This window comes from Methanocella conradii HZ254, assembly GCF_000251105.1.
In the GTDB taxonomy this organism is placed as follows: Archaea; Halobacteriota; Methanocellia; order Methanocellales; family Methanocellaceae; genus Methanocella; species Methanocella conradii.
The window spans coordinates 1,013,875-1,026,800 of sequence record NC_017034.1 but is presented as its reverse complement, the minus strand read 5'-3'; the positions used below and the strand labels follow the sequence as shown (position 1 = coordinate 1,026,800).

The 12,926-nt window shown below is 50.9% G+C and carries 15 protein-coding genes; 6 read left to right on the top strand and 9 right to left on the bottom strand.

What is annotated here, in order from left to right:
- Positions 1-66: 66 nt before the first annotated feature.
- Together MTC_RS05260 and MTC_RS05255 are read right to left on the bottom strand one after the other, a co-directional pair.
- Positions 67-393, bottom strand: a complete 327-nt coding sequence (locus tag MTC_RS05260) for a non-histone chromosomal MC1 family protein (RefSeq protein WP_014405649.1) — start codon at positions 391-393, stop codon at positions 67-69.
- 266 nt (positions 394-659) lie between these two features.
- Complete coding sequence (locus MTC_RS05255; RefSeq protein WP_014405648.1) at positions 660-917, bottom strand: hypothetical protein; 258 nt, start codon at positions 915-917, stop codon at positions 660-662.
- An 89-nt stretch (positions 918-1,006) separates the two neighbouring features.
- On the opposite strand from MTC_RS05255, the gene MTC_RS05250 reads away from it, so the two are divergent.
- Entirely contained in the window at positions 1,007-2,935 is a 1,929-nt protein-coding gene (locus tag MTC_RS05250; RefSeq protein WP_014405647.1) for a phosphoadenosine phosphosulfate reductase domain-containing protein, read from the top strand.
- A 73-nt stretch (positions 2,936-3,008) separates the two neighbouring features.
- Here MTC_RS05250 and MTC_RS05245 read toward each other — a convergent pair whose 3' ends face one another.
- Positions 3,009-3,209 (bottom strand): hypothetical protein, encoded by a 201-nt coding sequence (locus tag MTC_RS05245; protein WP_014405646.1) that lies wholly within the window; start codon positions 3,207-3,209, stop codon positions 3,009-3,011.
- Between the two features lie 66 nt (positions 3,210-3,275).
- Between MTC_RS05245 and MTC_RS05240 the strand changes: the two genes are divergently transcribed.
- Together MTC_RS05240 and MTC_RS05235 are read left to right on the top strand one after the other, a co-directional pair.
- Positions 3,276-3,776 (top strand): pyruvoyl-dependent arginine decarboxylase, encoded by a 501-nt coding sequence (locus MTC_RS05240; protein ID WP_014405645.1) that lies wholly within the window; start codon positions 3,276-3,278, stop codon positions 3,774-3,776.
- A complete protein-coding gene (locus MTC_RS05235) occupies positions 3,777-4,301 on the top strand; it encodes a hypothetical protein (protein WP_048189041.1) in 525 nt (174 codons plus the stop codon).
- A gap of 202 nt (positions 4,302-4,503) precedes the next feature.
- Here the strand turns inward: MTC_RS05235 and MTC_RS05230 are convergent, their stop codons facing one another.
- Positions 4,504-5,235, bottom strand: a complete 732-nt coding sequence (locus MTC_RS05230; protein ID WP_014405643.1) for a dihydromethanopterin reductase (acceptor) — start codon at positions 5,233-5,235, stop codon at positions 4,504-4,506.
- Between the two features lie 95 nt (positions 5,236-5,330).
- On the opposite strand from MTC_RS05230, the gene MTC_RS05225 reads away from it, so the two are divergent.
- Positions 5,331-6,065 carry a hypothetical protein gene (locus MTC_RS05225; RefSeq protein ID WP_014405642.1) on the top strand — a complete coding sequence of 245 codons (735 nt, stop codon included), beginning with the start codon at positions 5,331-5,333 and terminating at the stop codon, positions 6,063-6,065.
- On the opposite strand, the gene MTC_RS05220 is transcribed toward MTC_RS05225, so the two are convergent.
- From MTC_RS05220 to ahcY, 5 genes are read right to left on the bottom strand one after another with little or no spacing between them, the layout of a single operon-like run.
- Positions 6,052-6,861: an inositol monophosphatase family protein gene (locus tag MTC_RS05220; protein ID WP_048189037.1), complete on the bottom strand. Its 810-nt coding sequence runs from the start codon at positions 6,859-6,861 to the stop codon at positions 6,052-6,054. The genes MTC_RS05225 and MTC_RS05220 overlap by 14 nt on opposite strands.
- On the bottom strand, positions 6,854-7,405 hold the full coding sequence (locus MTC_RS05215) for an adenylyl-sulfate kinase (protein ID WP_014405640.1): 552 nt from the start codon (positions 7,403-7,405) through the stop codon (positions 6,854-6,856). Before MTC_RS05215 ends, MTC_RS05220 begins: the two co-directional genes overlap by 8 nt.
- 4 nt (positions 7,406-7,409) lie before the next feature.
- A complete protein-coding gene (locus tag MTC_RS05210) occupies positions 7,410-8,495 on the bottom strand; it encodes a phosphotransferase family protein (RefSeq protein ID WP_014405639.1) in 1,086 nt (361 codons plus the stop codon).
- Positions 8,495-9,397 (bottom strand): PfkB family carbohydrate kinase, encoded by a 903-nt coding sequence (locus MTC_RS05205; protein ID WP_014405638.1) that lies wholly within the window; start codon positions 9,395-9,397, stop codon positions 8,495-8,497. The genes MTC_RS05210 and MTC_RS05205 overlap by 1 nt, the downstream gene beginning before the upstream one ends.
- A 13-nt stretch (positions 9,398-9,410) precedes the next feature.
- Positions 9,411-10,667, bottom strand: coding sequence for an adenosylhomocysteinase (gene ahcY / locus MTC_RS05200; protein WP_143767077.1), 1,257 nt, complete (start codon positions 10,665-10,667; stop codon positions 9,411-9,413).
- A 222-nt stretch (positions 10,668-10,889) separates the two neighbouring features.
- On the opposite strand from ahcY, the gene MTC_RS05195 reads away from it, so the two are divergent.
- Together MTC_RS05195 and MTC_RS05190 are read left to right on the top strand one after the other, a co-directional pair.
- Positions 10,890-11,363 (top strand): Lrp/AsnC family transcriptional regulator, encoded by a 474-nt coding sequence (locus MTC_RS05195; protein ID WP_014405636.1) that lies wholly within the window; start codon positions 10,890-10,892, stop codon positions 11,361-11,363.
- A 99-nt stretch (positions 11,364-11,462) separates the two neighbouring features.
- A complete protein-coding gene (locus MTC_RS05190; protein WP_014405635.1) occupies positions 11,463-12,866 on the top strand; it encodes an MEDS domain-containing protein in 1,404 nt (467 codons plus the stop codon).
- Positions 12,867-12,926 lie beyond the last annotated feature (60 nt).

Below are 12,926 nucleotides of genomic sequence, written 5' to 3'. Positions count from 1 at the left end.
TATACCTTTTTTAAACCACCAAAAAAGAATATTATAAGGGGTGAAACATCACCCCATCACTCATATTCAGCTTTTTACCGGGAACTTGAAAATCTCCTTTGGATTTCTGGCAAGCTCGTTGTACTGAAGGTGCTTAACACCGACCTTCTCTACGTTGGCCTTCCATATCTTTTCAGGAAGCCATGCGGGCGAATTTGCCGGCTTGGGAACCTGCTTTCGCGTTCCCCTGAAAAAGTGCAGCCTTTTAGTGCCCTTTTCCCTTAGGATGATGCTCGTGATGCCCTTGCTGGCCGCCTTCAGCGCCGCGTCCCTTGGCTGTGCCCCCGTGAAGTTGCCTATCTCCTCCCCATTTTCATTTAGTAAGCCAAAATTTTTCTTTTCTCTTGCTGCCATTGAATCACCTTTTCAAGCCATACAGGGCTTGCTACTCGATAGATGGGAATCTAAGTATTTATAGCTTGTGAAATTAACCTGTATTGTAAAGTTTATCGCCATTATATGCTAAATAATCGTTTAAACAGGTTTTTGAGCATAATTTGCACCATAATCAAAATTTTACCATTTATCATAAACTTTATTTAAAAATATAGAATTATTTTGAGGTTTCATCTTGAGGTTTCGCTTAAATTTTTAAAGAAATGCGTATTTTGAGAACAAAGTTAGCGCATTGAATGTAATACGTTCACCACTGCGACTCCGTTTTCCGTAAGGGCATATGCATCGTTTTGCTTTTTAATCACTCCCTTCTCCAGCATGTCCTTGAGCACTTTTTCTAGCATGTTCCTGGGCGTCCTGGTGAGCTTTCCCAGCGCTTCAAAAGTCTCGCTTCCGTTCTTGTTTAGCACGTCTACTATCTGCTTTCGCTTGACGCTGCCGCTGACGTAGCCGGCCAGCTCTTCGACGGTTGCCTCTGCCATTATATCACAATAAACGATACGTCGTTTCAATGTAAAAGGTTTTCTTTATTGCATAAGCTATTTAATCGTGGCCTACACTGTATATCCAGATGGCCGGCAGGAAGCCCTTCGAGGACGCTTTAGACCATATCTTTTGGTGCGACTCTTGCAACGTGCCGCTGGTATCGGAAAAATGCGATGCCTGCGGCTCTATCGGCAGGCAGGTCATCCTATCACCTCCGGGCGACGCCAGGTTTTGCTCGCCATACGAGCGTACAATCATTAAAGGCTTGTTTGAGTCTAGCTATGGCTATGATCCAATAGGCGAACGCTTAGTCCTGCTAAATAAGGTCCCGGGGGACGATAAAGCCGACGAGGTCATCGTAGATGGGTACACCCTCGGCGTCGCTTATTATGACTTGAGGGATGCCGAATACAAGCTTGATTTAAGGCTTCATGGGGCTAAGCTACTCATACCCATGGCCACGAAAAAAATGGTCAAAGTGAGGGTGCCAAGGGATATACACTTAAGCGGAAAGGCTATCAAGGGCTGCATGGTCCTGGAGGCTTCTCCGGATATCAAAAAAGAAGATGTCATCCTCGTCAAGGTAAACGAGACCTTTGGCGGCTTTGGTATCGCTAAAAGAGATGCCTGTGACATAAAAGACCCTGCCATGTATACGATTAAGATACGGAAGATTGGCGGGGGATCTGTGAGGCTGAACGATAAGCGCGGCACCATAGAAGACGCCGTCGCCGCAAACCGGAAAACGATTGAGTCCATGGAGAAGGGCGCCATCAACGTTATAAAGGCCATAGTGAGCCAGGGCAAAAATAAGGGGTTGCCAGTCACCGTCTCGTTCAGCGGCGGCAAGGACAGCCTGGCAGTCCTTAACATTGCTAAGAAGGCCGTGAAAAAGCTCGAAGCATTCTATGTTGACACGGGCATGGAATTCCCGGAGACGGCGAGGTTTGTAGAAGATGCCGCCTCTACCATGGAAGTGCCAATAGTTGTGGAGAGGGCGGGCCATGCATTTGACGAGAATTTTCCCTTATTTGGCCCCCCTGCAAAGGATTTCAGGTGGTGCTGCAAGGTCTGTAAGCTAGGCCCAATAACAAGGCTATTATCGAGGTATAAGAGAGGAGTTATTACGATTGATGGCAAGCGCCGCTATGAGTCGTTCCGGCGGGGCGGCATAAGCGCCTCCGAGAAAAACCCGTTCGTGCCGGGCCAGATAAGCGTATACCCTATCAAGGATTGGCGGGCCATCGAGGTATGGCTGTACATCCACATGAAAAACCTGCCATATAATGAGCTTTATGATAAGGGTTTTGAGCGCATCGGCTGCTGGCTCTGCCCCGCCGCCCTTCAGGCTGAATACCGCAGGATGAGAGAGCTACACCCTGATCTCTATGAGGAGTGGGAGGGCCTGCTCTATCGCTGGGCGGAAGGGGCGGGATTGACGCCTGATTACGTGCGCTATGGCCTCTGGCGATGGAAGTCTCATCCCAATAAGATGCTCAACATTGCCCGTGAAAAGCGTATACCCCTTAAGCCTCACAAAGAGGATGGCATGGCGCTTAACATCATAAGGGGCGTTAGCCCGTGTACTGCAGGTGGCTATAGCATTGAGGGCGTGTTGAGGCTGCCTCGCTGGGCGCCCATCGATGGCCTGCTTGAAATGCTCGAGACGATTGGCAGGCCCGCTTATTCGGATGACCTTGACGTCATACTTGTCAGGTCGCCGCGTGGCACTGTAAAGCTGTTTGCCGGCGGGCAAATATACGCATCTTCAAGTAATAAAGAACAGGCTGCCCGCCTGTTCGAGGATGCAGTTAGGCAGGTGTTGCGTGCTTCGCTCTGTACGAAGTGCGGGATATGCGTTAAGTCTTGCCCCGGTAAGGCGATAAGGCTTGATGGCCATATCCATGTGGATGGTCAAAAATGTAACCACTGTGGCAGGTGTACGGAAGGCTGTGTTGTTGCACGCTACTATAGCCGCCTCATCGAGAAACCAAAAAATATATCCCCTAAATAAGCACCATTAAGTTACCCGCTATACTCGAAAGATTTAAACGTGCAGGCACATAATAAGCACTAAATATGTGGCCCTACTCGCTAAGGTAGGGCGCAAGCTTCAGGCCGAAAAGGCACATGGCTGCCGTGTAGGCTAAAAACAATACGACGTACAGGATGTTCGACCAGGGCTTAAGCTGGGGCATGAACCCTACCAGCGCAAACAATCCGATAAAAACCAGGAGAATCAGGATTGATCCTCCAATCTCGATAAATCTGATGTCACGTATGTCCAATCAAAACACCAAACATACTCGTGCTTTATTGGACATATGCTTTACGATTGCTATAGGAGATGCTAAATGAGACAAGGGCTTATACCGAAAAAGGTGTTCTTTACCAGTGGCGCAGGAACGCATAAGGAGATGCTCGAATCGTTCGAGATGGCATTGAGGGACGCGGGTATAGAGAAGTATAACCTGGTGAACGTGAGTTCCATATTGCCGCCGAAGTGCGAGATTATTGATAGGGCTGAAGGGCTCAAACAGCTTTTCCCCGGCGAAATAGTCTTCACGGTCATGTCACGTAACTCATCTAACGAGCCGAGCAGGAGGATAGCGGCTGCAATAGGGTGTGCCATACCCGAGGACCTTGACTCCGACTTCGGCTACCTGTCCGAACACCACTCATATGGCGAGACCGAAAAGTGCGCTGGCCTGTATGCGGAAAAGCTCGCAGAGAACATGTATTTTACATGGAAGAACGAGAGGCCGGCGAGGACCATGAATATAGCTAAGACCGCTGAAGTCGATGATGAGGGGAACTGGACAACAGTTTTATCTGCTGCAGTGTTCATATTATAGATGGTGATGCGACAAATGCGCTGCCCCGGATGTGGTGAAGAGGTTTTTGATGACGAATTGATAATGGGCAAGTGTCCGCTGTGTGGCACCAAGATCAAGGAGCCCAGGGAAGTGGCCTCCGGGGGCAGCCCGGACGCCGATTCGTTCATCACGTGCGTCCCGGATTACGATGATATGCCTTTTGACATGGATCAGTCCATAATAGACCGCATGTACGACTTTTTTGGCGATATCTTTAGCGACGTTGAACGTATGCTCCTCATCAGTTGTATCGCCTACGATATCTCTCAGAACACTGGCCTGGAGCTGAAGCAGGCCCGAAAGGTGGCGAGGGATGTCGTAGATCAGGAGCAGGCGGAGTTCGAGTTTGAGGTCAAGCCCGAGTGGTATGACGAGTTTAAGATCAAGAAGTGCGCGAAGTGTAACCGCTATCATCTGATGGTTGGTAAAAAAATATTGAAGGGCTGGATAAAGGAAGACGATGCGGATTACGACATCGTTTATATTTGCCGCCGCTGCATGTAAACCCTATTTTTAATTTACATAAAATTATGCCATAATACAATGGCTACCTACGAAAACCTTATTAGTCGGAAAGTAGTATCCTACTTCCGATAGCATTTAAACATATGCTACCACAACCTTAGCGACCCAAAAATGGCACTCCCGCATTAAAAATCGCTCGATGATAGTTTCACCAGACTACATCTATTTTATGCGGGAGTGTCTATTGATGATACCAGTTGTGTATCTTATCTAATATCTCTTTCGGCTCCCTGAGAACCGATACGCCCTCCATCTCAGCCAGCAGCTTTGTATTACGAGAGTCCACCTTGCGTATCTTCAAGGATACGGGGCTGCCACCGGATATCGCGCCAAACTCGCACAGGCTAACGCACGCGCCACACCCCTGGCACTTCAAAAGGTCAATCTGGTCAGTGATGGCCTCATTCGGGCAGTTTTCCCGGGGCTCGCATGTCTCGCACGACCTGCACTTCGAGCGGTCGATCGTATAAGGCATCTCGGATATCACGCTGTTTTCACAATCCACCGGGACGATGAGCACGGGCGTTCCGCTCTTCATCGCCTGGGCGGCGCAATTGGTCACGAGCGTATCAGCTATTCCATGGACTATCTTCGCAACCGTGTTTGAGGTCGCCGGAGACACGACGAGCAAGTCATACCTGCCCACGTTGAACCGGCCGATCTTCGGAAAGCTAAAGCCCTGGCTCGAGTCCAGGTATATTTCATTCAGATAGGACCCATCCGATATGCCGGGCGTCTTGTCGAAAAGCCCGTACATCCTTGCGACCTCCTCGCCAGCCCTGGACATGAAGGTTGTGATCGAGTGGCCCTCCTCCTTGAGCTGTCTCATCACGCTATAAGAGTCCTTGATGAAGTGTCCTGCCCCCGTTATGCCCCACGCAATGCGGAGTTTGCGCCCTTCATTCTTATTCATACTTAGCCACAAAATAGTATAGGGCCTTTATAAATCTTGTTATGGCATACGAAGGCACGAATCATTATATATGAATATATTTATTTTATTATCGTATGAGAGTTTTTGACACCGTGGAATCCAGGATAGAAAGGATGGGCGAGGGAGTCGGAGTGCTTTTCCCTGTAGAGTATGAGATGCTGGCTGGGTTCGATGCGGAATTCTCGGCCGCGGTGGAAGGCGATGAGCTTATTTTTATGATAAAGCCGAGGGTCGAGCCTGCGGCCAGGGAGGCGGTGGATGCCATATGGCGAGACCTGCGCGTGCTATTCTCAAAGGTGGCAGATATAGGCGAGAAAGCGCCATGGGGGGAGATAGAGATCGTATGGGAGTCGCCGCACGCATACGAGGATAAGGTGCCTATAGCTGCTAGCGAAGTCGTCAAGCACAGGCACCTGGTCGCTTCATTTGAAAAAGAAGAGTACTACATTGATAAGGAGGATATAAGGAAGGGCATCCATGACACGATGACGAAGCTCTGCGAGCTTGCAGCGCTTCGCCTGGGGTTCAGGGATAAGCTGTTCGCGCTGGCGTTCGGCCAGGCCGTCGGCAACCACTATTCTCACGGAAGCTGTGTATATGGGATGTACGACGTCGTGTGCGAGATATTCCGGGAAGAGTTCGTGAAGGTGGACGATGACAGGTTTTGGAGTCTCACGTCGCCGACGGCGCAGGAAGCGGTTAGGGCGGCATATGAGCGGATAAGGTACATATCTGAGCATCCCGAAGAGTATAAAAAAGAAAAGGCCCGCGTCCAGGCAAAGTGGGGGTTTCCGCTTAAGCCTGGCTAAATGCCTTGAGAAGCTTATCGTGTAGGCTCTCATTTGCCGCGCCGAGTATCGATATTCCCCTTATGCTGACTGGCTTGTCTGAAAGGCCTCTGCCGTGATAATCAGTCAGGAAGCCTCCCGCCTCGCGGAGGATGAGCGACGCTGCCATTATGTCATATCCGCTGATGCGGTTTCTAGAGTCTATGATGGCGTCGAAGGCCCCCTTTGCCACCATGCACATGTCCAGGGCGATGCTGCCCATCGTTCGGACCACGCAGTTCTCCTCCTGAAGGACTATGACGCCCTTCGGGAGCGGGCCTGCACCATATGAATAGATGGCGTATTTTGGCTTTTCCGGGTGCTCCATTGTAGATATCCGTTCGCCTTCATAATATGCGCCCCCATTTTTAGATGCATAAAAAGTCCCGCCCCATGTGGCGGCGACCGCGCCTGCATCTACGTCTGCAAAGGTAGCTCCACTAGTTTTCTTCGACAGGGCGAGTGACGTGCAATAATAAGGGATGCCGAGTACCAGGTTAGCCGAGCCATCGATGGGGTCCATGACCAGCGTATACTCCGGCTCTTTCCCATGTGGCACCACTCTTTCCCCCACCTCCTCGGAGATGACGCGCGCCCTTATCCCCTCCTCCATTATGATGGCGTCGAGCGCCTCTTCCGCGACCATGTCTATTTTCCTGGTGACGTCGGTCTTGCGACGCTTCAGCACCTCTCCATAGTCCTCATGCGATAATAGGTACTCTTTCGAGCGCTCCAGCACGCCCTCGGCCATCCGCCTTACCAGCGCAAGCTCATCCATCGGCCTCACCATATTTCTCAAGTATCCTGTTCGCCGCTATAGCCCCTGCTTCTTCCGGGGATAACTTATCCGACTCAAGCGTGGCCAAAGGATGAATCGGAGGCTCATAAGGGACGTTCAAGCCGGGCACAGTCACGCTTTGCCCGGTCATGCCCTTTCTATAGATGCCCTTCGGCGCCCCTCCACCCTTCCGGGCCGCCTCCCGGCTCATGGCTACATCAAGAGGGCAGCTCACGTAAATCTCATCAAAATTGGATATCAAGCCCCTGGCAACATCCCTGTACTCTCTCAGATTACCCGTGGCATCGATTATGACGTTCACGCCCTCCTCGACGAGCAGCTTCGCCATGTAAGCCATCGCCTTGTATACAAAAGCCCGCTCCTCCTCGCTATAGGTAGGCCTGGGCGTCAATACCTTCCTCACCTCATCTACATTTAGCACCCTGACGTGCACGCCTTTAGCCTTCAGCACGTCCACGATGGCCCCGGTAATAGTGGTCTTGCCACTGCCAGGGAGGCCGGTCACCCAAACTGCCCACGCCATGCCTCTAGCCCTTCAAGTATCCATTAACATCCCTATAATCGAATTCTTCTACCTCGACGACGTTATCTATAAACTTGAAGAGCTTCCTCCTTACGTCGGGCGCCAGGCCAGGGTACCATAGCGGGCTGGCCATAACAAGAGCCCTGAAAACATAGAAGGGCTGAACGCATCTTAAAACGTCAAAGTCGCCGCTCTTAGTCAGGTAGTTCTCTAAAAACCTGTCGAACAATTCCTTAAACTCGCCCTTCAGCTCTCCATATTTTTGAAGCGAGTAGAAGAGGTAGTTCATGCTCATGCACGAGACGTCGTCGGCAGGCTCGCCATACTCTCCCCGGCTCCTGTCGAGCACCGTGAAGTCCACCCCGTTCCTGAACATTATGTTCCATGGATGGAAGTCCCCGTGTACCACGCAGAGCCTGTGCGTCATGCCGTGCAGCTTCCAGCGCCATTCAACGCACTTCTTTTCGAGGCGCTCGAAGTCCTCTTCACGATAAAACTCATAATCTTTTGGATAGCTATCGATGATTCCCATGATGCACTCGCCAGAGCCCACAAGGTCCCTTATGCGGCGATGGTACAGTACGGGGTCGCCATGCTTCTGGGAGTGGATGTATACGAGATAATCGGAGAGGGCAAGTGCCCTGTCTACGTCTAGCTGGTGGAAGAAACTGGCGTCTCGGATCCTGTCCAAATCCCTGTAGTACTCGATGCCGCTTACCCTGTCCATCAGTATGAAAAACTCGTCCGCATCACCCGCGCTCTTAAGGCTGCCATGCCTGGTGAAAAAGCCTGCGTCGATGGACCGGACGTGCCTGGGAAGCGAGTTGAAGGCCGCGTTCTGCCATAGTATGACGGCGGCCCTGTCGGCAAAAGTATCGTGCCCGAAGCCTTTCTGCACCTTCATGGAGGAGAGGACGGATGACCTCATCTCGCCCTCTAGGATATAGTCGACTAGATATGGCTTGCCATAGCCAAAGCCCTTAAGCTCCTTCTCGCCGGGCTCGGCGCCCATGGGAATTATCCTGACAAGCTGGACGGGCTTTCCAAACACCTCCGAGAGGTAGCTTTCCACTTCTTCATGATCAGCCATCAAAATGAAACTATATCCTGGAACATCATATACCTGTTGAAGATGTCGTCTCTGGTAATTTTTTTGAGCCTATCAAGGCTGAAGCCCTCCGCGTTATAGGACGCTATGGCGCTCCCGAAAATCACTGCCTTCCTCATGTTGCGGGGAGAAAGGTCCCCCGTTCGGGCGAGCCATCCGATGAAGCCCCCTGCGAATGAGTCGCCCGCGCCCGTAGGGTCGACCAGCCTTTCCAGCGGGTATGCGGGGGCGCTAAAGCACGCACCGTCTGTGAACATCAATGCTCCGTGCTCGCCCTTCTTTATGATGACCACGCTAGGCCCCATCTTAAGAAAAGAGCGGCCGGCGTGCACAAGGTTAGGGGTATCCCAGTATTGCCTTGCCTCTGCATCGTTCAGGACGAGGGCGTCCACCTTCTCAATCATTTTTGTGAGGGCATCCTTCTTGTTCTCTATCCAAAAATTCATGGTATCCATCATGACGAAGCGTGGCTTCTTCATCTGCCCGTGGACTTTCATCTGGACCTCCGGGTCGGTGTTGGCCAGGAATAAAAATCCCGCCTCCCTGTACGCCTCGGGCAATAGCGGGTCAAATTCTGCCAGCACGTTCAGCTTCGTGTCGAGCGTGTGCGCCTGGTTCATGTCGTACTCGTAGTAGCCCGCCCACCTGAACGTGTCGCCCTTCTTTACTTCAATCCCCGCAGTATCTATGCCCATCGTTTTCAAAAAGCTTAGATACTTCCTGGGGAAGTCCTTGCCGATGACGCTCACGATGCCCGGCCTGGCGAAGCCGCTTGCGGCCACCGAGGAATAGACGGCAGAGCCTCCCAGCACTTCCCTGACCTCCCCAAATGGAGTCCTTATGCTATCCAGGGCGACGGTCCCTGATATGACCACGTCGACCATTGCTACCACTGCCTTAAGTGCCCATGCTCCACGAGCTAAGGTACTTTTCCTGCTCCTTCGTTAGCTTTTCGAGCTTTATTCCCATGGTTTCTAGCTTCATCCTCGCCACACGGTTATCGATATCTTCAGGAACCCTGTATACCTCGTTCTTGAGCTTCTTGTGGTTTTCTACTATGTACTTGACGCATAGTGCCTGGTTGGCGAAGCTCATGTCCATGACTTCGGGCGGGTGGCCGAAGGCGCATGCCAGATTGACCAGCCTTCCCTCGCCTAGCAGGTATATCCTCCGCCCATCCTTCATCTCGTACTCCATGACGTCGGCCTTGACCTCTCTCACATTTTTCGCCATTGCGCCAAGGTCTTTGAGGTCTATCTCGACGTTAAAGTGGCCCGAGTTACATACGATGGCCTGATCCTTCATGAGCTTAAAGTGCTCTTTTCTTATTACCGAGATGTCGCCCGTTACAGTGATGAAAATGTCGCCCTCTCTGGCGGCCTGCTCCATGTCCATGACACGGTAGCCGTCCATGACCGCTTCGAGGGCCTTGCGGGGGTGAACCTCCACGATGATGACGTTTGAGCCCATGCCCCTGGCCCTCATGGCCACGCCCCTTCCGCACCACCCATAGCCTACTATGACCACGGTTTTCCCCGCAAGCAGCACGTTTGTGGCGTTCATGATGCCATGCAGGGTGCTCTGCCCGGTGCCATACCTGTTGTCGAACATCATCTTGGTCTCCGCGTCGTTGACCGCAATGACGGGATACTTTAGGGCGCCGTCTTTCGCCATTGCCCTTAGCCTGATGACGCCGGTCGTGGTCTCCTCACATCCACCGTAGATGCCCTTTAAGTATTCGGGATGCTTCGAGTGTACGGTGGCTATCACGTCTGCCCCGTCGTCAAGCGTGACGTTAGGCCCTATCTTTAAAGCAGACTCTATATTCTCGTAGTACTGCTTTTCATCCTCTCCCCTTATCGCGTACACCTTGACACCCCTTTTTGCCAGGGCTGCGGCCACGTCGTCCTGAGTGGACAGCGGATTAGATGCGGTCAATGCGACGTTCGCCCCTCCGGCCTGCAAGGTCGAAATCAAGTTCGCCGTTTCAACCGTGACGTGCAGGCAGGCGATGACGTTGACGCCCTTCAGGGGCTTCGTCTTCTCATACTCCGCCTTGATATAGTTCAGCACCGGCATGTGGCGGCGCGCCCATTCTATGCGGCTCTCGCCCTGTTGGGCCATCTTAATATCCTTAACCACATAATCCTTCACAATATCACCATGAACATTATGTTAAGCATACCATTATATTCATTAACATAAAGCATCAGTAAAGTATTTTAATCTTTCCTGATATCCTTAACAGCTTATTTTTGTTTTACATTATGGAAAAAGCTTATGTTATGGCGGTTATATAAGTATGGATGGAGGGCTTACTCCTCGTTAAATTCTATGCCACGTCGCTATATGATGCTTAACATGGGGTAAAATGGCATGAGTGGAAATCTGGACCATACTGATTTAAAGATAATCTCAGGATTGTCGAAGGATGCTAATGTATCTTATGCGGAGCTTGCGGCGGCTTGCGGTGTGACCAGGCAAACAATAGCGTCTCGCGTCAAAAGGCTGGAAAAGGAAGGGGTGATAAAGAGGTATAGGGCGGTAATAGATTATGGGAAGCTCGGCCTCAAGTCGTATTTCATCCTATTTCTAAAGCTAGACGTCTCGGATGAGGCCAGGATGAAGGAGTTCATAGCCTCGATAAAGAATGACCCCAGCGTATTAATGGATGTATCGATAACGGGCGAATGGGATGTCATGCTCCTGCTGGCCTTCTGTAACGTAAAGGAGTATGAGTACTATATCAATAGCCTTCGCGTCCGTATGGGCCCTCTCCTGAAGGATAGCAAAAGCCACGTCATCCTTGACTTCTATAAGAGTCCTGATGACTACGTGCCAGCCTCGTAGGCTTGAGGGCTTTAGCGTCATACGCTTATTCTATAAACCAAAAGATATGGCCCAAAATTTATAAAAGGGTATATAGTATAAACTAATAGAGGCCGAATAATGAGTCAATTTTTATACAGCATCTCTGATAAACCGGATATAGAATGGACGCCAGACTTGTACAGGGACTCGGGCATCAATATCATCGGCTTCGTGCCATGGGGCACCCATTTTTGCGTATTCTATAAGACTAAAGACGACCTCGCCGATATGCTTATACGGTATTTTGCGGCAGGCCTAAAGAACGATGAGTTTTGTATGTGTATAGCCTCAGAGCCTTTAAAGGCAGATGACATGATAGAGAGGATGAGAGCGGCTATACCTGGCTTTGATGAATATTTGAAAAAGGGGCAGATTAAAGTCATATCCTATACAGAGTGGTACCTGGTGGATGGCGTTTTTGACGATAGGAGGGTCCTCAAGGGGTGGGTGGATAAGCTCAACGCCATACTGGCCATGGGATATAGCGGCTTAAGGCTATCAGGCAACGCCTTCTGGCTCGAAAATCCATTATGGAAGAGCTTTATGGACTATGAGCGAGAGATTAATGAGACCGTAGGGCAGTATCGAATCATCGCGCTTTGCACCTATCCAGTGGACAGTTGTGGGGCCAGCGAGATCATAGACGTTGCAAACGTGCACCAGTTTTCCATGGTGAGGAAAGAAGGCGAGTGGAAGCTCATCGAGAACGTGGACCTGGGGGAGACTAAAAAAGCTCTAAAGGATGCTCTTGCACGCGCCGAAATGTACCTGGACTTGATGTGCCACGACATCAATAACCTGAACCAGGTGGCAATGAATAGCCTGGAAATTTTGCTAGAGGCCATGAAGAGAGATGGCATGCTGAGGCTAGAATATAAAAAGATAGCGGAGATAGCGCTGAACTCGCTGAAGGATAGCACGCAGCTTATAGATAACGTGCAGGCGCTTCAGAAGGTACGCGAATGCAACGTTAAAGCCGAGCCAATTGACCTGAACGCCATCTTATTGAGGCTAAAGGAGGAGTTTCTAGAGCCTACCAGGAAAAACGTATCCATAAGCTTTAGGCCGGCACCTAATAGTATTGTAATTGCTAATAGCCTGGTCAAGGAGATGCTGTCGAACCTGGTCGGCAATGCCATCAAGCATTCTGACCCCCATAGGCCGCTAAACGTTAACGTCTATGTTGAGCATATAACAGAAAACTGTAGCTCTTTTTATAAGTGTGTGGTCGAGGATGACGGCCCAGGCATACCGGATGAGCTTAAGAAGAGACTTTTTATCCGCTTTCAAAGGGGTAGCATGAGACCTGGGGGGAAAGGGCTGGGCCTTTACTTGGTAAGGACGCTTGCCGAAGGCTTTGGCGGGCGGGCATGGGTGGAAGATAGGGTGCCTGGCGACTATACAAAAGGCTCGAGGTTTGCGTTTACGCTTCCTGCCATGGATATCCAGCTCTGGAAAAAGATGGAGAAGCCTGGCCCATAGGGCGGATATGTGGAGCTTACGACGCGGGTCCTTTACACGCTGGGCGAGCGGCCAAAAATG